Source organism: Parvivirga hydrogeniphila, from assembly GCF_023371205.1.
Classification (GTDB): domain Bacteria; phylum Actinomycetota; class Coriobacteriia; order Anaerosomatales; family Anaerosomataceae; genus Parvivirga; species Parvivirga hydrogeniphila.
Window position 1 is genome coordinate 497,233 of sequence record NZ_JAMCCO010000001.1, and the last position, 18,887, is coordinate 516,119.

General features: G+C 67.1%; 21 protein-coding genes and 1 tRNA gene. 16 read left to right on the forward strand and 6 right to left on the reverse strand.

The annotated features are described in order from the left end of the window. The first annotated feature begins 21 nt into the window (after positions 1–21). A complete protein-coding gene (locus MX659_RS02530; RefSeq protein ID WP_267191907.1) occupies positions 22–1,038 on the forward strand; it encodes a C40 family peptidase in 1,017 nt (338 codons plus the stop codon). 78 nt (positions 1,039–1,116) lie between these two features. Beyond that, a complete protein-coding gene (locus MX659_RS02535; protein ID WP_267191908.1) occupies positions 1,117–2,220 on the forward strand; it encodes a type IV pilus twitching motility protein PilT in 1,104 nt (367 codons plus the stop codon). Positions 2,221–2,241: 21 nt separating this feature from the next. On the opposite strand, the gene MX659_RS02540 is transcribed toward MX659_RS02535, so the two are convergent. After that, entirely contained in the window at positions 2,242–3,792 is a 1,551-nt protein-coding gene (locus MX659_RS02540; RefSeq protein ID WP_323745450.1) for a B12-binding domain-containing radical SAM protein, read from the reverse strand. A gap of 83 nt (positions 3,793–3,875) precedes the next feature. On the opposite strand from MX659_RS02540, the gene MX659_RS02545 reads away from it, so the two are divergent. The 3 genes from MX659_RS02545 (at position 3,876) to MX659_RS02555 (ending at position 5,884) form a co-directional block, all read left to right on the forward strand. Further along, positions 3,876–4,427: an RNA polymerase sigma factor gene (locus MX659_RS02545; protein WP_267191909.1), complete on the forward strand. Its 552-nt coding sequence runs from the start codon at positions 3,876–3,878 to the stop codon at positions 4,425–4,427. Continuing rightward, entirely contained in the window at positions 4,414–5,244 is an 831-nt protein-coding gene (locus tag MX659_RS02550; protein ID WP_267191910.1) for a hypothetical protein, read from the forward strand. Before MX659_RS02545 ends, MX659_RS02550 begins: the two co-directional genes overlap by 14 nt. A 115-nt stretch (positions 5,245–5,359) precedes the next feature. Beyond that, complete coding sequence (locus MX659_RS02555; protein ID WP_267191911.1) at positions 5,360–5,884, forward strand: hypothetical protein; 525 nt, start codon at positions 5,360–5,362, stop codon at positions 5,882–5,884. A 37-nt stretch (positions 5,885–5,921) separates the two neighbouring features. Here the strand turns inward: MX659_RS02555 and MX659_RS02560 are convergent, their stop codons facing one another. Next, a complete protein-coding gene (locus tag MX659_RS02560) occupies positions 5,922–6,278 on the reverse strand; it encodes a VanZ family protein (protein ID WP_267191912.1) in 357 nt (118 codons plus the stop codon). A gap of 123 nt (positions 6,279–6,401) precedes the next feature. Between MX659_RS02560 and MX659_RS02565 the strand changes: the two genes are divergently transcribed. Then, a complete protein-coding gene (locus MX659_RS02565; RefSeq protein WP_267191913.1) occupies positions 6,402–7,310 on the forward strand; it encodes a DMT family transporter in 909 nt (302 codons plus the stop codon). Between the two features lie 8 nt (positions 7,311–7,318). Here MX659_RS02565 and MX659_RS02570 read toward each other — a convergent pair whose 3' ends face one another. Beyond that, entirely contained in the window at positions 7,319–7,930 is a 612-nt protein-coding gene (locus tag MX659_RS02570; RefSeq protein WP_267191914.1) for a hypothetical protein, read from the reverse strand. An 81-nt stretch (positions 7,931–8,011) separates the two neighbouring features. On the opposite strand from MX659_RS02570, the gene MX659_RS02575 reads away from it, so the two are divergent. Both MX659_RS02575 and MX659_RS02580 read left to right on the forward strand, forming a co-directional pair. Further along, positions 8,012–9,997: a transglycosylase domain-containing protein gene (locus tag MX659_RS02575; protein WP_267191915.1), complete on the forward strand. Its 1,986-nt coding sequence runs from the start codon at positions 8,012–8,014 to the stop codon at positions 9,995–9,997. Position 9,998: 1 nt separating this feature from the next. Next, positions 9,999–10,286: a DnaJ domain-containing protein gene (locus MX659_RS02580; RefSeq protein ID WP_407674451.1), complete on the forward strand. Its 288-nt coding sequence runs from the start codon at positions 9,999–10,001 to the stop codon at positions 10,284–10,286. A gap of 23 nt (positions 10,287–10,309) precedes the next feature. Here the strand turns inward: MX659_RS02580 and MX659_RS02585 are convergent, their stop codons facing one another. Beyond that, on the reverse strand, positions 10,310–10,549 hold the full coding sequence (locus MX659_RS02585) for a DUF1462 family protein (protein WP_267192490.1): 240 nt from the start codon (positions 10,547–10,549) through the stop codon (positions 10,310–10,312). 107 nt (positions 10,550–10,656) lie between these two features. Then, entirely contained in the window at positions 10,657–10,860 is a 204-nt protein-coding gene (locus tag MX659_RS09165) for an ATP-binding protein (protein WP_267191916.1), read from the reverse strand. A 159-nt stretch (positions 10,861–11,019) separates the two neighbouring features. Between MX659_RS09165 and MX659_RS02595 the strand changes: the two genes are divergently transcribed. From MX659_RS02595 to MX659_RS02615, 5 genes are all read left to right on the forward strand, one after another. Next, positions 11,020–12,165, forward strand: a complete 1,146-nt coding sequence (locus MX659_RS02595) for a methyl-accepting chemotaxis protein (RefSeq protein ID WP_267191917.1) — start codon at positions 11,020–11,022, stop codon at positions 12,163–12,165. Positions 12,166–12,338: 173 nt separating this feature from the next. Beyond that, positions 12,339–14,402 carry a NapC/NirT family cytochrome c gene (locus tag MX659_RS02600; RefSeq protein WP_267191918.1) on the forward strand — a complete coding sequence of 688 codons (2,064 nt, stop codon included), beginning with the start codon at positions 12,339–12,341 and terminating at the stop codon, positions 14,400–14,402. A 92-nt stretch (positions 14,403–14,494) separates the two neighbouring features. Continuing rightward, positions 14,495–14,571, forward strand: a tRNA-Pro gene (locus MX659_RS02605). Between the two features lie 57 nt (positions 14,572–14,628). Then, positions 14,629–15,315, forward strand: a complete 687-nt coding sequence (locus tag MX659_RS02610; RefSeq protein WP_267191919.1) for a DUF2085 domain-containing protein — start codon at positions 14,629–14,631, stop codon at positions 15,313–15,315. A gap of 58 nt (positions 15,316–15,373) precedes the next feature. Next, on the forward strand, positions 15,374–15,637 hold the full coding sequence (locus tag MX659_RS02615; protein ID WP_267191920.1) for a DUF6812 domain-containing protein: 264 nt from the start codon (positions 15,374–15,376) through the stop codon (positions 15,635–15,637). 18 nt (positions 15,638–15,655) lie between these two features. Here MX659_RS02615 and MX659_RS02620 read toward each other — a convergent pair whose 3' ends face one another. Further along, positions 15,656–16,117 (reverse strand): hypothetical protein, encoded by a 462-nt coding sequence (locus MX659_RS02620; RefSeq protein WP_267191921.1) that lies wholly within the window; start codon positions 16,115–16,117, stop codon positions 15,656–15,658. Between the two features lie 77 nt (positions 16,118–16,194). Here MX659_RS02620 and MX659_RS02625 point away from each other — a divergent pair, with 77 nt between their 5' ends. The 3 genes from MX659_RS02625 to MX659_RS02635 all read left to right on the forward strand — a co-directional run bounded on the left by MX659_RS02625 (position 16,195) and on the right by MX659_RS02635 (position 18,865). After that, positions 16,195–16,995 carry an SAM hydrolase/SAM-dependent halogenase family protein gene (locus MX659_RS02625; RefSeq protein ID WP_267191922.1) on the forward strand — a complete coding sequence of 267 codons (801 nt, stop codon included), beginning with the start codon at positions 16,195–16,197 and terminating at the stop codon, positions 16,993–16,995. 53 nt (positions 16,996–17,048) lie between these two features. Next, positions 17,049–18,005 (forward strand): 3'-5' exoribonuclease YhaM family protein, encoded by a 957-nt coding sequence (locus MX659_RS02630; RefSeq protein WP_267191923.1) that lies wholly within the window; start codon positions 17,049–17,051, stop codon positions 18,003–18,005. Positions 18,006–18,070: 65 nt separating this feature from the next. Continuing rightward, positions 18,071–18,865, forward strand: coding sequence for an S-methyl-5'-thioadenosine phosphorylase (locus tag MX659_RS02635; RefSeq protein WP_267191924.1), 795 nt, complete (start codon positions 18,071–18,073; stop codon positions 18,863–18,865). The last annotated feature ends 22 nt before the right edge of the window (positions 18,866–18,887 follow it).

The following is an 18,887-nucleotide window of genomic DNA, read 5'->3' on the forward strand; positions in this document are numbered from 1 at the left end:
TGCCGATCACGGAGTCGTTTCGTGACGTTCCGCTCATACCGTAAACGGGCGCTCATCGCGCTGCTCATCGCCATCGCCACTGCAACCGGGCCCATGTCGGCAATCGCTGCGCCTGCCGACTCGAAGCGCGCTCAGGCGGAGGCGGTGCGCGCGCAGATCGCCGAACTCGACGACAAGATCGAGATGGCGTCGGAGGACTACAACGACGCGCAGATCGCGTACCAGGCGGTCACGGTCAAGCTTGCGAAGACCGAACGGCGGCTCGCAGACCTCTCCACCCGGCAGAAGTCGCTCGAGAAGCGTCTGAGCGTGCGTGCCGGCGAGATGTACCGCAAAGGTCCGCTCGGCACGCTCGACCTGCTGTTCGGAGCGACGACTTTCGAGGAGTTCGTGACGGCGTGGGACCTTCTGAAGTCGATGAACGAGCAGGACGCCGGCGCTGTCGCAGCCATCAAGACGACGAAGGCGGAGATGGCCAAGACTCGGGCCGAGCTCAAGCGGCAGCAGGCCGAGGCCAAGAAGCACCGCGACGTGATGCTCGCCCGGAAGCGCAGCATCGAGCAGCAGCTCGCTGAGCGCAAGCGGCGGCTCGCGGGACTCGAGGACGAGATCGAGCGCCTCGAAGCGGAGGAGCGAGAGCGGGAGCGCCGTGCGTGGACGCCGCCGCCCGACCTGGGCGATCCGGTCCGTGCGCCGCGCGGCTCTGTCGTGCAGATCGCGATGAGCAAGCTGGGGGCTCCGTATCGCTGGGGGGCAGGCGGTCCGGACGCGTTCGACTGCAGCGGGTTCACGATGTGGGTGTACGCGCAGGTCGGCGTGAGCCTTCCGCACAGCTCTCGGGCGCAGTACGGCTGCGGGGAACGCGTGTCTCGCGCGAACCTTCGGCCAGGTGACCTGGTCTTCTTCGGCCGCAGCAGGATCCACCACGTCGGCATCTACGTCGGCGGGAACCGGTACATCCATGCGCCGCATACAGGGGACGTCGTCCGCATCTCGAGTCTCGACCGCGCGGACTACGTGGGCGCGTGCAGGCCGTGACGTAGACCCTGCCCCGCGCTCGCCAAACGCGGTATCCTGTCGAGTGTGCTCCTGATGCCGTTCGCGTGGTGAGGAACGATGGCAGAGATCGACGCGCTGCTCAAGCTGATGGCCGACCGTGGCAGCTCCGACCTGCACCTGAAAGTCGGGAGTCCGCCGGCGATCCGCCTGAACGGGAAGCTGGTCGTGTTGCGCGAGCTGCCCGTGCTCACGCCGGAAGCGACCAAAGCGCTTGCGCTCGGCATGATGGACGATCGGCAGCGGCAGTCCTTCGAGATCCGTCGCGAGGCCGATTTCGCGTACTCGGTCCCTGGCGTGGGGCGGTTCCGCGTCAACGTGTTCTACCAGCGCGGCAGCGTCGGGATGACGCTTCGTCGCGTGACGACGGAGCGGGCCTCGATCGAGGAGCTCGGACTGCCGCCCGTGGTGCGCCGTCTCGCCGACGAGCCGCGCGGCCTCGTGCTCGTGACGGGGACCGCGGGCTCGGGCAAGACCACGACGCTTGCCGCGATGATCGACCACATCAACCACACCCGCGAGGGCCACATCATCACCATCGAAGACCCGATCGAGGTCTTGCACGAGGACGACAAGTGCATCATCAACCAGCGGGAGATCGGCATCGACACCGAAAGCTACGCGGATGCGCTCAGGCACGTCGTCAGGCAAGACCCTGATGTCATCCTGATCGGAGAGATGCGCGACCACGAGACCGTCTCGGCGGCGCTCACGGCGGCCGAGATCGGCAACCTGGTGCTCTCCACGCTGCACACCATCGATGCGACGGAGACCATCAACCGCATCATCGACTTCTTCCCGCCCTACCAGCAGAAGCAAATCCGCCTCATGCTCGCCTCGACGCTCAAGGGCATCATCTCGTTGCGTTTGATCCCGTCCATCAACGGCGGTCTCGTGCCTGCGGTGGAGGTGCTCGTGATGACGGGCACGATCCGCGAGTACATCATCGATCCGGACAAGACCTACCTCATCCGGGACGCGATGGAAGACGGCGAGTACTACGGTATGCAGACGTTCGACAAGAGCCTGCTTGCCCTATACCAGCAAGGGAAGATCACGCTCGACGACGCGACGGCGATGGCGGCCAACGCGCACGACTTCAAGATCAAGGTGCGCCAGCTCGGCATCACGCCGCAGCAGGCGGCCGAGACGGGGATCTACTGACGAGCTGGCGGCTGCTGAAGGCTACGACCTGCTCGATGCGGACGTCTTGAGGCCGGAGACGAGCGCAGCGACCTCTGCAGGCATCTTCCCGAGGCCGCCCATGTACTGCTTCAGGTACGAGTTCTCCATCAGCAGCTTCATGGTGACGAGGAAGTAGTCGCGCTTGAAAGGCGACATGCTCGGGATGCGCTTGAGCTTGCCCATGTAGAACCGCCGGTAGCAGTCGATGATCTCCTTCATGAGCTCGTCGGTGGTCATCGCCTTCGGCTTGACGACCGGCGCCACGAGGTTGTAGTCCTCGTAGTCGTAGCTCACGATGTACGGCTTCAGGTCCTCGTACATGTCCGCGTACGGCCACGGCGAGATCGTCAAGAAGAACCCGAGATCCGGGTCGTAGTGCTGCGCGAGGTCGAACGTCGCCCGGATCGTCTCTTTTGTGTCGTCCGGGAGCCCTAACACGAACGAGGTCTCCGAGATCATGTCGTGGCTATTGATGAGGTCGATGGCTTCCTTGCCCATGGACACCTTCGTGTTCTTCTTGAACAGGTCGAGGGAAGCCTGATCGGTGCGCTCCACCCCCACGTAGATGTGGCGGATGCCAGCGGCGCGGTACAGCGGCATGATCGCGCGGTCCCGCAACACGTCGTCGACGCGCGTCTCCATGAGCAGGTGCGAATCGACCTCCCGTTCGATGAGCAGATCGAGCAGGCGGCGCCACCTGTGCGGGTCGAGCGTCGGCGTCTCGTCGGAGAACATCACGACGCCGACGCCGAACCGGTCGCGCAGCATCTCGATCTCGGCCACGACGTTCTCAGCGGACCGAGCGCGCCACGTACGGCACCAGAACGCCTGCTGGCTGCAGAACGTGCAGGCCTGGTCGCAGCCTCGCGAGGTCGAGATGATGGCAAGCTTCGTGTCCGGCATCGGATAGAACTGGTACAGGCTCCAGTCCACCAAATCCCAGGCGGTCGGCAGGGAATCAAGGTCGGCGACGAACGGCCGGACGGGCGTCACGACGACGCCGCTTTCATCGCGGAACGCGATGCCCTTGACCTTGGCGAGGTCGTCGCCAGCGTTCAGGCACTCGACCGTCTCTGGCAGAGTGCGCTCGCCCTCCCCGCGGAAGACGATGTCGACTGCGTCCGCGTCCCGTGTGAGGATCTCCTCGTACATGAAGTGCGCGTGGACGCCGCCGACGCCGGTCACGACCTCCGGGAGCGTCTGCTTCGCGAGCCTGAGCAGATCGGCGGCTTTCGGGTACGAGGAGGTGTACGCGGTCGTCACGACCATGTCGGGTCGGATGCGCTCGAGCTCCGAGGCGATCTCGGCCATGTCATGGTTCGCGGTCATGGCGTCGTAGATGACCGGATCGAAGCCAGCGGCCCTCAGCGCCCCGGCCAGGTACACGAATGCCGCGTTCGGCCATGAACCCGCTGTCTCGACCACCCCGCTGTGGTACGGTGGCGTGACCAAGGCGATGCGACGTATCGTTGGACGGAAGCCCATGCGGTGTCCCCATTCGACGACGATGATGCGGCGACGTGCGGCCGTCACCGGAACGGATTCTACCATGCGCGAGCGTATCCTCTGCGCGCTTCGGGGCGTTTCCACCGGTGGCGGCAGCGCGGCGGCGCTTCAGAGCCACGGTGCTGCGGATGAACGTTGAGAGGCTCATCCAGAAGGCCCAACAGGGAGATGCTCGAGCGTTCGCGCGTCTGTACGATGCCTACTTCGAGCGCATCTTCGGATTCGTGCGCACTCGCGTGAGCGACCTCGAGGACGCGAAGGACCTGACCGCGACCGTGTTCATGCGGGCGTGGGAGGCGCTCCCGTCGTACGACCTGCGCGGCGTGCCGTTCGCTGCGTGGCTCTTCCGCATCGCGCGCAACGCGATCATCGACGAATACCGGCGGACGGCCCGTGGGCCGCAGCAGGTATGGGAGGACGACGCTCAGGCAGTCGCGGACCCTGTGAGCGTGGAAGAGACGGTCATCGCGCAGTGCGACGCGGAGACCGTGAGGCGAGCGCTAGAGGCGCTCACGGACGAGCAGGCGGCGGTGATCGTGCTGCGGTTCCTTTGGGACATGCCGATCGCAGAGGTCGCCGAAGCGCTCGGCAAGAGCGAGGGCGCGGTCAAAGCGATGCAACACAGGGCCGTTCGGATGTTGGCGAAGCACCTGGCGGAGCAGGTCGATGACGAAGCGTGAGGACATACCGGTCGTAGACGCCCGGCTCAAAGCGGCGGTTTCGGCGGCGCTCACCGAGCGAGCCGCTGAGGCGCGTCGTTCGGTGAAGCGCACGGTCGTGACAGCGGCCCGCTCCGACGGCCGCTGGAGGCCGTATCGGCTGCTGTCGCAGCGGGCGGCAGCGGCGTTCGCTGCGCTGGCGCTCGTGGCAGGCGGCGCGAGCGTGGCCGTGGCGTCTGCACCGCCAGGGAGTCCGGCGTACGCGCTCAAACGCGCTGCCGAGCGCATGGCTCTGGAGGCCGTGCCCGCCGGCGCGCTCGAAGACGCGCTTCGTGCCCGCTTCGCCGAGCGGCGCGCCGCCGAGATCCGCGATCTTCTGCGAAGCGGTCTCGACGAGGAGGCGCTGCGTCGAGCGCTCGAAAGCATGGGCGTGGCGCCGCCGAGCGTCTCACAGGACGGGGAGCAGAGCGCGTTCGATGTGCTCCGTCGCGAACTGCAGCGCATGGAGGGCGGCTCGACGTACGAGCCCGCTCCCGGCCAGGATGCGGGGCAGGGCCCTGGCGGGTCTTCGTCGCCTGCAGGGAGCGGCTCCGGAGCAGGAGCGCCGGCAGGAGGTGGCACAAGCGGTGGCGGCTCCGTCCAGGACGGTTCCAGTGAAGCGACGGACCAAGGCTCATACCAAGGAGGATCTGGCAGCGGTCGGGATTCGCAGGAGGCGACGCCGGACGCGGACTCCGGTTCCGGTGAGTCGCCCAGCAGCCCAAGTGGCGGCTCCGGCGGATCCGCCCAGGGCGGCTCCACGGATGCGACGGGCGGCCCACAGCACGTCCGGCGCTGATCCCCAGCACCGCAGCGAGTGACTCAATCGCCTCTCAACATGACACCCGTCACCTGTCGTCGGTCACAGCCGTTCACTGGGGTGAACGTCGGTTGGAACGAGGAGGTGAACGGAGATGCGGTGGAAGCGCATCGCGATGCTGCTGCTCACAGCGGCGCTCATCGTGTCGGTCGTCCATCTACCCGCATGGGCCGGGCAGGGAAGCCAGGCGGGCCAGGGAGCGGGCGGAGCGCAGGCGGAGGCACGCTCCGGTTGGGAGACGCAGCCGCCTGCTGACGGCGCCCAGCTCGATCGGGACCGCGATTGCGTGCAGGACCGGCTCACCGACGGGTCGTGCGGCGACTGCACGGCCGACTGCGTGAGCGGGAGCGCCGGAACGGAGGCCCGCACGCGCGCCCAGGTGGGCGTTGCGTCCGAAGGCGCCGCGGCCGGTGAGGACGCTGTCCGGCGGTCCGCCTCGAACGGGACTGCGACGCGGGCCGAGGTTCGCGAGCAGGAGCGCGTGCGCAGCCTCGTCAGGCTCGAAGCACGACTTCGTCTGCTCGAAGGTTCGCTCGGCGCCAGCGACCGCCCGCTCGGTCTTGCCGAGGTCGTCGCGAGGCTCATGGAGCGTCTGAGGGCGTGGCTGGGAACCTCGTGAGGCGTTCTCGAAACGCGCCCGGTTGCAACAAGGCGCCCTACGGGGCGCCTTCTCCGTTGCGGGCGAGCCACCACGCCAGCAACGCCGCGCCTACGAGCGCGCCGAGGGTGTCGATCGCCCAGTCCATCGGGTCGGGCGTCCTGCCGGGCACGAACGCCTGGTGGAACTCGTCTGTGACGCCGTACAGGGAAGCCAAGGCCGCAGCGGGGATCCACCGCGATGGGTGTGACAGACCGTGCAACAGCAGCACGCCGAGCACCGCGTACGCGACGAAGTGCGCGTACGGGGCGATGCCGCTAGGGACGTCCGAACCCGGGCGCGACGATAGCCAGAAGATCACGGTCATCCACGCTGCGGAGGGGACCCAGCGGGCGACGCCACGGGAGAGGGGCATTGCGGCTCCTTGCTCTTCAGAACGCACGGCCCGAGAGTGTACCACGCGACACCGTTCCTCTTGACGCTCCGCCGCACTGGTGCCAGGGTGATGCGCATTCGGTCGTCGTCGGTAGGAGGGCGTGTGAGCCGGCGCCTTGCGCTTGTCGCAGTCATCGTCTCGGCTGCGTGCTTCGGGACGTTGGGTGTGCTGGCATCGCTCGCGTATCGGCAGGGCATGCAGCCTCTTCCGCTGTTGGCGTGGCGGTTCGCGCTCGTGTCGGTGCTGATGGGCGCGTATCAGGCGCTCAAGGACCCAGCAGCGCTGATCGCGGGAGCGAAAGACTGGTGGCGGTACGCTGCACTTTCCATCACGGGGTACGGCGCTGCCTCGGTGTGCTACTTCTTCGCGCTCAAGCACGCGAGCGCGTCGATCGTGGCCGTGCTCCTGTACACGTACCCCGCGATCGTCGCCGCTCTCAGCGCAGCGTTCCTGCACGAGCGTCTGACAGGTGCCCGCGTCGGCGCAATCGCGCTCACCGTCGCGGGATGCGCCTTCGTGGTGCAGGCGTTCTCGCCTGGCGCACGCGCCGAGGTGGCCGGAATCGTGCTGGGGCTGGGAGCCGGGCTCGGGTACGCGGTGTTCAACGTGCTGTCGTACCGCTGGCTGCCAGGACGGTCGCGTCTGGTGCTGATGACCTACACGTTCGCCGTGTCCGCCGTGGCCATCGGTGCGCTGTGCGTGCTCACGGGCACCGACCTGTCTCCTGCTGGCTGGAGCCCCGCTGCGTGGGGGCTTCTTGCGGCCATCGTCGCCGTCCCGACGGTGGCAGCGGTCCTGCTGTACCTCGGGGGCATCCGGCGCCTCGGCGCATCTCAGGCGGCCATCGTGTCGACCACAGAGCCCCTGTTCACCATCGCGTTCGCCGCAGCGGTGCTCGGGGAGCGCTTGACGGCGTCGCAGGCCATCGGCGCAGCGCTCGTCCTGGCCGGCGTAGCGCTTGCCGAGATGCGGGGGAGCGGCGCTCCTCCGGACGAGCTCGCGTCGGTGTGAGCGCGGCCCTAGGCCGCGAGGAGGGCGCTCGCCACGGCGGCCGCTCCGGCAGCGAGGGCGTGCCCGCCGTACGCCCACGCCACGAGCCGGGCGGCGCTGCGCTCTGTAGCGCCGATGGCGACCAGCGCGCGATACGCGACGAAGGCTGACAGCGCGAATGCGACGAGCCCGAACCCGGGGATCGCGCTGAGAACGAACGGCGGCAACGCGGCCGCCCACGCCATCGCTGCTCGCTCGCGCGGCGCTCCCGCAGACGGTGCAAGTGCGAGCAGGACGGCGAGCCGCGCGGCCGACCACACGCCGAGCCCTGCCGCGTAGGCCCACAGCGCGGCACCCTGGCGCAGCCCGAGCGCTCCGCTGGCGGCGGCCGCGGCCGCCAGGAGGATCGCTGACAGCGTCATCGCTGTCGGGAGGTCGCCCGCACGCAGGTCTGCGACCGCAGCTGGGCGGAACCACGAGCGCACCGCGCCGACGATGGCGTTCCTGATCGGTAGCCGGCGCACGGCCACGGCGGCCCACTGCAGCGCTCGCGTCAGGACGTTGCGCCACCACGTGAACACGCCGCGTGCGACACGCTGCAGGCGCGCCTGAACGCTCTGCTCGTTGTGGCGTGCTACCATTCCTTCGACCGCCTCGGCTCGGTGCCGCAGACAGGATACCCGACTCTGTCGTCGGCAGCGGCCGGGTCGCATGGAGGGGTCGTGCGCGTATCGTCGTTGGAGCGGATCTTGAAGGTCGCTGCGGCGATCTTGGCCGTGCTCGTCGTCACGTTCATAGCGACGGGCGCGTACCTGTACGCCCTCTCGAAGTCGCTGCCCGATCTGAGCGCGTCGAGCGCCGCCTTCCGGCCCGCGCAGACCACGGTCGTGTACGCGTCGGACGGAACCGTGCTCGCCGAGTGGCACGCTGAGCAGGACCGCACCGTCGTGTCTCTCGAGCAGGTCCCGAAGCACCTCCAAGACGCCGTGGTGGCGATCGAGGACGAGCGCTTCTATGAGCACGAAGGCGTCGACTTCAGAGGGATCGCCAGAGCGCTTCGTGCGAACGCCAGCTCAGGGGAGGTGGAGCAGGGCGGCAGCACCATCACGCAGCAGGTCGTCAAGCTGCTGTTCACGGACGGCAAGCGCACCCTCAACCGCAAGGTCAAAGAGGCGTTGCTCGCGTACCAGCTCGAAGCGCGGACGAGCAAGCAGAAGGTGCTCGAGACCTACCTGAACCTCGTGTACTTCGGCGAGGGCGCCTACGGCGTGGAGAGCGCGGCGAAACGGTATTTCGGCAAGCACGTGGGAGACGTCGATCTCGCAGAGGCCGCGCTCCTGGCCGGCATCATCGCCTCGCCCGGCCGGTACGACCCCGTCGCGCATCCGGACGCCGCGCGCGAGCGGCGCGATCGCGTGCTCGACCGCATGCGTGATCTCGGGTACATCTCGGAGGAGCAGCGAGCCGAAGCCGCTGCCGCCGACGTTCGGCTCGCGCCCCGCCCCGATGACTCGAAGCAGCTCGCGCCGTACTTCGTCGAGCACGTCAAGCAGCAGCTCATCGAGCGGCTGGGGTCGCGCACCGTGTTCGAGGGCGGTCTTCGCGTCTACACGACCCTCGATCCCCGTGTGCAGCGGTATGCCGAAGATGCTGCGCGGGCCCTGCTTCCCGACCCGCAGGATCCCGAGGTGGCGCTCGTCTGCATCGACCACCGCACCGGGGATGTGCTCGCGATGGTGGGCGGGCGGGACTTCTCCACGGAGCAGTTCAACCTCGCCGTGCAGGGCAGACGTCAGCCGGGCTCGGCGTTCAAACCATTCGTGCTCGTGACCGCGCTCGAGCAGGGCGTGAAGCCGAGCGACGTGTTCGATGCGCGGCCGTACGTCACCCGGGTCAAAGATGGCATCTGGCGCGTGCAGAACTACGAGAACGAAAAGACGGCTCCGTCGATGACGCTTGCCGCAGCGACGACGTGGTCCGTGAATGCGGTGTACGCGCGTCTCGTCATGAGGGTCGGGGCCGAGAACGTCGTCAAGACGGCCCAGGCCATGGGTATCACCACGAAGCTCGATCCCAATCCGGCCATCGCGCTCGGCGGACTGACCACGGGCGTCTCCCCATACGAGATGGCCGGCGCGTACAGCACGCTTGCTTCGGGCGGGATACGACGCGAGCCGGTCAGCATCAGCCGCGTCACTGACAGCACCGGCAATCTCGTGTTCGCGCCGGTGCGCGAGCCCAAGCGGGTGCTTCCGGCCTCGACGGCCAAGACGGCCGCCGCCATGCTCCACGATGTCGTCGAGAAGGGCACCGGCCAAGCAGCCAAGCTCCCGGTGTGGGCGGCCGGCAAGACCGGGACCACCCAGGCCTACCGGGACGCCTGGTTCGTCGGCTGGGCAGACGGGCTGAGCACGGCCGTGTGGGTGGGATACCGAGAAGGTCAGGTGCCGATGACGGACGTCCACGGCATCAAGGTCACCGGCGGGAGCTATCCTGCGCGCATCTGGCAGCAGTTCATGAGCCGAGCGATCGCCGTCCGGCGACAGCCGCAACCATCGAGCGACAGTACGGGGTCGGCTCCGGGCGCTCTCGTCCGCGTCCGCATCTGCACGCAGTCGATGCTCCTTGCGAACGACAGGTGCCCGGACGTCGTCGAGATCTACCTCGATCCGGCGATCGCCCCGACCGCCGTGTGCACGGAGCACTAGCATGCGAGACTACTACGCGGTGCTGCAGGTCTCACCCGACGCGGATCCCGAAGTCATCGAGAAAGCGTACCGGGTGCTGGCTCGCAAACGGCATCCAGACGCCCGCGCTGGCGACCGACGAGCGCACGAGATGATGGTGGAGCTGAACGAGGCGTACGCGGTCCTGCGCGACCCGGCGAAGCGGGCCGCCTACGATGCACGCCGCGCGCAGGCGCGAGCGATCCCAGAAGCGCTTCGGGTGTTTTGGGACTCAGGCCTCATCGGACTGTACCGGCGGTACGCGCGGTAGCCGTCGCGCGCCGCCGGCGAGAGTCACGAGGCCTGCTCGAGCTTGGCCTGGATGGCGCGCAAGATGCCCGGATACGACACGGCGCCTTCGTACATAGGCTCGCCGTCGATGACGGTCACGGGATAGATCCAGCCGTTCTCCTTGATCGCGGCGATCATCTCGCCGTGCTCGGCCTGGACCTCAGGGCGCGTGGTGTCGAGGTAGACGACGCGCGCGCTGTCTCCAAAGCGCGTGCGGACCTCGGAGCTGACGATCTCGGTGATCTCCGCCGGAGTCCAGGAAGGCCCTCAACCGCCGGAGAAGCACTCGGTCTCGACGGGGAAGTCGAAGACCTCCACGGTCACGATCGCGTTCGCCATGTCGTCTCTCCTCACGCCGGCGCTACGGCGCCTGTCGGACATACGCGGGCACAGATGCCGCAGCCGGAGCAGCGGCTGGCGTCAACAGTATAGCCGTTATACCCAGGGTACGGCCCACCAGGGCGCGGGACGATCGCGCCTTTCGGGCAGACCCTCCGTGCTGGGCACGCGGGCGAGCGGTCACATACGGCAGCATCCACAGAGTACGTTCGCATCGTTTCCTCCCGGCCGGTCCATTATGGCAATGATATACCCCGATGGGTATCATACGCAACCACATGCGCACCAGGCGGCGACTTGGTAGTATGTGAACGAGCGGAACAAGGGGCGCTCCGCGAGCTTCGTGTGTGCGGTTTCGAAGAACGAGGTGCCGTATGAGCAAGAGCGTGCAAAGACAGGAGCTCGTCACGTTCCTGATCGCAGGAGTCGTCGTCGGGCTCGTCTTCCCTCCGTTCGCGTTGCTGTTCGTCGCCCCGAAGAGCTCGCTGGCCTTGGTGCTGTTCGTGGTCGCGTGCGTGGCGGCGGGGCTCGCCCTTGGAGTGGCGTGCTGGTACTGGTCCATCCGGCTCTCAGAGCGGCCGTTCCGCGACGTGCTCGACAAGGCGAGCAAGACGCTGGGCGTATCGATCCACGATGCCAAGGGGCTTGACGGGCTCGCCGCCGAGACCGACCGCGTGTTCTCGAACCTCTCCGCGCTCCTCGATCAGATCCGCGGGATGACCACGAACATCCGCGCGCTCACCGCGCAGATCCTTGCCGCGACCGAGGAGCAAGCGAGCGGCGCTGCCGAACAGGCCGCCGCGGTCACCGAGACCTCGGCGACCGTCGAGGAGCTCGCGCAGACCTCGAGCCAGATCGCCGAGAATTCAGCGGCCGTCGTCCGTGTCGCCGAGCGGACGCTCGCAAGCGCCGAAGAGGGGCTCCAGGCGGTGCACGATACCGCCGAAGGCATCGAGGAGATCCGCCTCACGACGCAGCAGTCATCAGACCGCATCCTGGCGTTGGGAGAGCGCAGCCAGGAGATCGGCCGCGTTCTCAGCATCATCGACGAGATCGCTGAGCAGACCAAGATCCTCGCGCTCAACGCCGCGATCGAAGCGGCGCGTGCCGGGGAAGCAGGCAAGGGCTTCTCCGTCGTCGCTGAGGAGATCCGCAAGCTGGCCGAGTCCGTGACCGAGTCCACGCAAGAGATCGGGCGCGTGGTGCGCGAGATCCAAGCGTCGACCTCAGCGCTCATCATGCAGACGGAGAAGGCGGCCAACAAAGTGAATGAGGGCAAGCGGCTGGCCGAGAGCACGCAAGACGCCCTGGAGCGCATCGTGTCTCAGGTCGAGGAAACGACCGACGCAGCCAAGCAGATCTCGATCGCCACGCAGCAGCAACGCAGCGCTTCCGACCAGGTCGTGCTGTCGATGAAGGAAGTGGCGGCCGTGTCGCAGCAGGCTGCCGAAGCGTCTCGGCAGGTGGCCGCCGCGATCAACGAGCTGAATCGGCTGGTCGACGCGATGGCTGTGAAGTGAGAGCGCTCGCAGGGCTCGCTCGGGGCAGGAACGCGCGTTCCTGAGGCGAAATCCTCCTGTGCTTGTATTGTCGCGTCACAAGGCATCGGATACAGTAGAGCGCATGCAGCGGCGCGAGGGGCTGCTCGTGCGGCGTGAACGCTGAGATCCGGGACGAGCGAGGAGAGATGCGTATGGCGAAGATCTCTTTGGCCGGGTTCAAAGATCCGGTCCGACGGCCGCGGTACATCGTCTGGACAGGGGTCGTCGTCCTGGCGCTTGCGGCGTTCATCATCATCGCGTTCGGCGCGACGTCGACCTATTGGTTCTGCGCCAACGTGTGCCACAAGGTCCAGGACGATGCGATCGAAGCCTACAACCGGTCGTCACACCGCATGGTCTCGTGCATGTCGTGCCATGAGCCGGTCAATGCGGATCCCATCACGTTCACGCTGAAGAAGGCCAAGGCGCTCGGCGAGCTCGTCCTGACCGTGACGAACAAGTTCGAGCTCCCGCTGAACGCCGAAAGCCACCTGGCGATGGACACCGAGGAGATGGGCTCGCGCCAGTGCACTCAGTGCCATGATCTGAAGACTCGCAAGGTGACGCCAAGCGCCGGCATCAAGATCGACCACGATGCGCACGAGGCGAAGGACATCCACTGCACGGCGTGCCACAACCGCGTCGCGCACAACGAGAGCGGAGACTGGGAGCCTTCGCTCATCGACCCGCAGACGAAGAAGAAGAGCGTGAAGCACCAGAACTTCATGACGATGACTGCGTGCTTCCGCTGCCACACGCTCACATCTGAGCCGCCTGCTGGCGGCATCAAGGCGCCGGGCACGTGCTCTGCGTGCCACCCCGCCGACTTCGATCTGAAACCGCCGTCGCACAAAGAGAAGGGCTTCTATCCCGAGGGCCATGCGAAGCTTGCGATGGCGAAGGTCGATCGTTCGACGGGCAAGCCTGTGGCGAATGAGAGCGGCTCCGAGGCCGAGGAGGCGACGGAGGGCGCGGCAGCGGAGAAAGAAGGCGAAGCCGCCGAAGGCGAGGGCCTGCATCTCGTCGCCGTGGACCAGGTCGACTACTGCGCGACTTGCCACGTGAAGGCGACCTTCTGCATGGGCTGCCACGGCATGGAGATGCCGCACCCCGCGGAGTTCAAGGAGAAGACGCACCCGCAAGTCGCGAAGACCAAGATGGACAAGTGCGACATGTGCCATCAGGTCAAGAAGACGAACTACCGGTTCTGCAACGAGTGCCACCACGGCACGAAGGTCAACTGGAAGTACGACCCGAAGGTCGCGTGGCAGACCCAGCACGCCAAGGCGGTCAGCACCAACGGCGTGAGCGCCTGCCTCGGCGCGTGCCACGACCAGAAGTTCTGCGTCGAGTGCCACACCAAGCTCAAGCCGCTGCCCACCTCGCACAAGGATCCGAAGTGGCTGCACGACAAGCTCACCGTCACCAAGTACGGTTCGGCGGCCGCGCAGCCGTCGGGCAAGCATGCGCTGGCAGCGCTCAAGGCGATCGACAGCTGCGACGTATGCCACGGCCCAGGCGGCACCAACGCGAAGTTCTGCAAGGGCTGCCACGGCATGGAGATGCCGCACCCGGACACCTTCAAGAAGAACCACGTGTCCGGTCGCAAGACGCCGCAGCTGTGCGCGAATTGCCACACCTTCAAGGAGGTGTGCTCGGACTGCCACCACGTGGACGCGGTCAACGGCGTGCCGTGGCAGAAGCAGCATCCGAAGGCAGTGGCCGCCAAAGGCACCGCTCCGTGCTTCGAGAAGTGCCACGAGAACAAGCAGTTCTGCGTGGACTGCCACACCAAGCTGAAGGCGCTTCCGGCGTCGCACAAGGCGTCTGACTGGACGCGCAACCTGGCGCTCGGCAAGTCGGCGAAGCACTCTGCGGCCTACAAGGCGCAGCCTGACAGCTGCGAGTACTGCCATGGAACCGGCGGCACGGAGTCTACCTTCTGTAGGAACTGCCACAAGCTGCCGATGCCGCACCCGGCCAACTTCAAGGACACCCACAAGGCCGACTTCCAGGCGAAGAAGCTCACGAAGCCGGTGTGCACGAACTGCCACAGCCAGTACTTCTGCGACAACTGCCACCACAAGGGCGCTGTTGCGAACCAGGCGTGGCGGACGTACCACCCGAACATCGTCAAGAAGAACGGCGCAGAGCCGTGCTTCGAGTGCCACAAGCCGACGTACTGCTCGTACTGCCACGTGAGGTTGATCCACTAGCCGCGTGAGAGGAACACAGGCGCCCGGGCCCGCACGAGTCCCGGGCGCCTGACTTTACCGGCAGGACGCCTCACGCTATGATGTCTTCCCGCCGGGATGTGGCTCAGCTTGGTAGAGCGCTGCGTTCGGGACGCAGAGGTCGTGGGTTCAAATCCCGCCATCCCGACCATCCGACACGGAGGCGGCAGGCCCATCAGGGTCTGCCGCCTGTTCGTAGGGCGTGACGATGCTCGAGCAGTTCTTCCATCTTCTCGGATACGGGCTGTGCCATCAGCTGCCAGAACGGTCTCTGTTCGCCGGAGGCTGGCAGCTTCCCGTATGCGCCCGAGACACGGGGATCTACGTGGGCTTCGCGCTCTCGCTTGCCGCTATCGCTGTCCTGGAGCGCCGGAGACGCGCCACGGACCTGCCGCCCGCGTGGGCGTTGGTTCTCGGCGCCGTCGGCGTGTCAGCGATGGTCCTCGACGGTGTGACCTCGTACGCTGGCCTTCGCGGTACGACGAACCTGCTCAGGCTCGCCACCGGGCTTGCTGCAGGATGGGCGCTCCCGCTCGTGGTGGTGCCGATGCTGAACGGGCAGATGTGGTCGTCGGCGTCGCGCGGCCGGCTCTTGGACGGGCCGAGGGCGCTCATCTGGCTGGCTGCGGGAATCGTCGCGTACCCGTTCCTGCTGTTCGCGATGCCGGCGCTCGGCGTGGTCTACCCGCTCGCAGTCAGCGCAGCGATCATCGTGACGCTCGTCGCGGTCAACCTCGTGTTCGTCACGCTGCTGCCACGATTCGAGCGCGCGGCGGCAGGCATCTCGCAGGCCGTGCCGCAGATCGCGCTCGCTCTGGCGCTCGCTGTCGCAGAGATAGCTCTTGCTGGCGCATTGCGAGCGGTCCTCGAAGGCGGCGTTCTGCGCGTGTTGTGACCTCGCTTCCGGGGGCGTATCATGCATGAGTGTGGGCGGCCCGGATTGGGGAGCGAGGATGGTCTACACCAAGAAAGACACGATCCGCGTGATGATCATCACCAAGGATCACCGCATCGAGGGCGACATGTACGTGTTGGAGGGAAGCCGGCTCACCGACTCGCTCAATGCGAAGGGCAAGGACTTCTACGCCATCACTGACGCACGCATCTTCAATCTCGCTGACGGTGCGCTTCTGGCCGCTCCGGAGTTCGTGGCCGTTGCGCGGGACGCAATCACCGCCATCTTCCCGGTGGACGAAGGCGCGCCTCCGTCTGTCTGATAGCTGGGCGATGCTCCGTCAGTCGAGCGTCCCAGACTCGATGACGTCGTACGTCGCGCGGCCGAAGAGCCAGTACCTGCGTGCCGTAAGCTTCGACGGACCGGCCGTCGACGGCTTGGCTTCCACGACGATCCAGCAATCGCGACCGTCCACGCTCGCGGCCTCCACGTAGGCAGGGACGCCCTGGTAGTCGGCCGGGAAAGCAGCAGTGAGGGCATCTGCGAGCGCCTGTGCGGCCTTCCCGTGCGACCGGAGCTCCGTGAGCGCCGTCGCCCGATGCTTCACGGCCTCCGATGAAGCAGCGCCGTACGCGGGTCCGAGGTCCACGGAGCGGGCGAGCTCGATGACCTCGGTGCGGCTCATCGTACGCCCGGAGTCTGTGAAACGGAGCACCGCCCGGCCGCACGCGGTCGCGAAAAGCGCGACGGCCAGCACGAGGGCCGCCAGGGGTATCATCTTGTGGAACACTCGGCGCTGCATGGCACACCTCCTCGGCACGGGGCCATGGTACGACATGCGGCACCGCTTTGCGATGCGATGCGGATCCAGGAGGCGTGATGCAGACGATCATCTGCTTCACCTCGGACTTCGGCATGGGGGACACGTGGGTCGGGATCTGCCACGCCGTGATCTATAAGGCCTGTCCGCAGGCTCGCGTCGTCGACTTGGCCCACGACGTGCCGCCCTACGACATCCGGAAAGCGGCCGCTGTGGCGGCCGCGGGTGTGTGGCAGCTGCCTGACGCGATCCACCTCGTGGTCGTGGATCCGGGCGTTGGCGGCCCGCGGAAGGACCTGTGCCTCGTGACGGGTGCGGGCACGATGCTCGTCGGCCCCGACAACGGCGTCCTCTTGCCCGCTTCGTGGCGTGCTGGGGGCGTCGCAGAGGCATACGCGATCCAGCCGGAGGTGCTCAAGTTCGAAGGTCCGCTGGCGACGTTCCACGCTCGCGACGTGCTCGCGCCGGCGGCGGCCGCGCTCGCGTGCGGCGTCGAGCCGTCAGCGCTTGGCATGCGCATCGACCCGGGGGCGCTCGCGCCGCCACCGTTTTTCCCTGCGCGCGCGGACGGCGACGCCCTTACCGCAGAAGCCGTGGACGTGGACCGATTCGGATCCGTCCGCATATCGGTCTCTTCGACCGACCTGCAGTCCATTCCGGTGCCGGACGAAGTGGAGATGTCGTTCGGGCACACGGTGATGACCGTGCCGTTCCGCAGGACGTTCTCAGACGTGGAAGAGGGCGAGCCTGTGGCCCTCGTGGACTCCTCGGGGTGGCTCACGCTCGCGGTGTTCAAAGGGAGCGCTGCAGAACGGTATGGGATCGAGCCGGGCACCCCGTTCCGCGTGCGATTCCGATAGATGTCAGCCCCCTCTGCGATGATGGCTCCGTTGGAACTGATGCGGAGGGGACGATGAAGACGCAACTGGCAACCTCGCTCGTGGAGGGGCAGCACGTGGACTCCGTGTTCGCGATGCGAGCGCGAGAGCTGCGGTCGACACGTCACGGTGAAGCGTACCTGGCGATGGAGTTCGCGGACCGTTCGGGGGCGGTCGCGGGCGTGATGTTCAAGCCCGATACCGCGGCGCTCGCGATCCCTGCCGGGACGGTCGTGTGCGTCCAGGGCGTCGTCACGACGTACCGGGGGGTGATGCGCATCTCGGTCGACGACATGCGTCCGGCCGAGCGGTACGACGTCGCGGATCTGCTGCCGAGGTCGACGCGCGAGCGCAAAGAAGCGGTGGCGGAGCTTAGGCGGCTCGTCGATGCCGTCCGCGACCCGGGCCTTTCGCGGCTGGTACGGTCCGTGTTCCGAGACGCCGCGTTCTTCCGGTCGTTCGCCTCGCTGCCTGCGAGCGTCGCCGAGCATCATGCGTACATCGGCGGGCTGCTCGAGCACACCCTGGCGGTTGCGACGGCATGCGCCGCGTACCAGACGGTCCACCCCGGTCTCGACCGAGACTTGCTGCTCGCGGGCGCCCTGCTCCACGATGCGGGGATCGTCGACGCGATCCGGCTCGGCGCCGGTTTCGAGCTGACGACCGAGGGACGCATGCTCGGCCACGCCGTCCTCGGAGAGCGCAGAGTGCGTCAAGCGTGCGCTTCGCTCGGCGACGCGGTGAGCGCTGAGACGGCGACGCACCTGTCGCACCTCATGCTCAGCCACCACGGCAACGACGACGGGGCCGTCGCCCCGTGCTCGCTCGAGGCGCTTGTGCTCAGCCGCATCGACGCGCTGGATCGCGAGGCCGCTGCGTTCGCGAGCTCGCTCAAAGGCGCGCTTCGGGCAGAAGAGGAGTGGACAGACGCGTCCAACCCGTTCGGACGGCCGCTGTACGCAGGCGACGCAGCGCGGCTGAGGTCCGCCTGAGCGGGGGTCGCCGATGCTCTACAATCAGCGCAGCAGAACGTCTGAGGATGTGGAGGTGCGTCGCGATGCAGTACCCGCAGGCGGAGATCGGCGTGTTCGGAGGAAGCGGCTTCTACTCGCTGCTCGAGAACGCCGACGAGGTGCGTGTCGACACGCCCTACGGGGCGCCGTCAGCACCGGTGACGGTCGGCGAGATCTCGGGCCGGAGGGTCGCGTTCCTGCCCCGGCACGGTACCGCCCACCAGTATCCGCCGCACATGATCAACTACCGTGCGAACGTCTATGCGATGAAGCTGCTCGGCGTCTCACGCATCATCGGCCCGAACGCCTGCGGCTCGCTGCAGCCGCACGTCAAGCCCGGCGACTTCGTGATCTGCGACCAGTTCGTCGATTGCACCTGGGGGCGCAAAGATACGTTCTACGATGGTCCGACCACCACGCACGTGTCGTCAGCGGACCCATACTGTCCGGTGATGCGGCAGGTGGCGATCGACAAGGCCCGCGAGCTCGGCATCACTGTGCACGAGCGCGGGACGGTCGTCGTCATCCAAGGACCCCGGTTCTCGACGCGCGCTGAGTCCCGCTGGTTCGCCTCGCAGGGCTGGGAGGTCATCAACATGACCCAGTATCCGGAGGCGTACCTCGCGCGGGAGCTGGAGATCTGCTACTGCAACATCTCGCTCATCACCGACCACGATGCCGGTACCGAGGGCATCGAGCCGGTGACGAACGAGGAGGTCATCCGCGTGTTCAACGAGAACAACGAGAAGCTCAAGCGGCTCCTGCACGCGATGATTCCGGCGCTTCCGGCCGAACGGGACTGCATCTGCGCACACGCGCTCGACGGCGCGGCGTTCTGACCGGGCGGAGGGGCCCGACGGC

Coding starts and splice junctions, on each gene's coding strand:
- MX659_RS02595 (WP_267191917.1), top strand. CDS start 11,020: ATGAGCAAGAGCGTGCAAAGACAGGAGCTCGTCACGTTCCTGATCGCA.
- MX659_RS02630 (WP_267191923.1), top strand. CDS start 17,049: ATGAAGACGCAACTGGCAACCTCGCTCGTGGAGGGGCAGCACGTGGAC.
- MX659_RS02635 (WP_267191924.1), top strand. CDS start 18,071: ATGCAGTACCCGCAGGCGGAGATCGGCGTGTTCGGAGGAAGCGGCTTC.
- MX659_RS02535 (WP_267191908.1), top strand. CDS start 1,117: ATGGCAGAGATCGACGCGCTGCTCAAGCTGATGGCCGACCGTGGCAGC.
- MX659_RS02560 (WP_267191912.1), bottom strand. CDS start 6,278: ATGCCCCTCTCCCGTGGCGTCGCCCGCTGGGTCCCCTCCGCAGCGTGG.
- MX659_RS02570 (WP_267191914.1), bottom strand. CDS start 7,930: ATGGTAGCACGCCACAACGAGCAGAGCGTTCAGGCGCGCCTGCAGCGT.
- MX659_RS02555 (WP_267191911.1), top strand. CDS start 5,360: ATGCGGTGGAAGCGCATCGCGATGCTGCTGCTCACAGCGGCGCTCATC.
- MX659_RS09165 (WP_267191916.1), bottom strand. CDS start 10,860: ATGCGAACGTACTCTGTGGATGCTGCCGTATGTGACCGCTCGCCCGCG.
- MX659_RS02615 (WP_267191920.1), top strand. CDS start 15,374: ATGGTCTACACCAAGAAAGACACGATCCGCGTGATGATCATCACCAAG.
- MX659_RS02620 (WP_267191921.1), bottom strand. CDS start 16,117: ATGCAGCGCCGAGTGTTCCACAAGATGATACCCCTGGCGGCCCTCGTG.
- MX659_RS02580 (WP_407674451.1), top strand. CDS start 9,999: ATGCGAGACTACTACGCGGTGCTGCAGGTCTCACCCGACGCGGATCCC.
- MX659_RS02625 (WP_267191922.1), top strand. CDS start 16,195: ATGCAGACGATCATCTGCTTCACCTCGGACTTCGGCATGGGGGACACG.
- MX659_RS02540 (WP_323745450.1), bottom strand. CDS start 3,792: ATGGTAGAATCCGTTCCGGTGACGGCCGCACGTCGCCGCATCATCGTC.
- MX659_RS02550 (WP_267191910.1), top strand. CDS start 4,414: ATGACGAAGCGTGAGGACATACCGGTCGTAGACGCCCGGCTCAAAGCG.
- MX659_RS02545 (WP_267191909.1), top strand. CDS start 3,876: ATGAACGTTGAGAGGCTCATCCAGAAGGCCCAACAGGGAGATGCTCGA.
- MX659_RS02610 (WP_267191919.1), top strand. CDS start 14,629: ATGCTCGAGCAGTTCTTCCATCTTCTCGGATACGGGCTGTGCCATCAG.
- MX659_RS02600 (WP_267191918.1), top strand. CDS start 12,339: ATGGCGAAGATCTCTTTGGCCGGGTTCAAAGATCCGGTCCGACGGCCG.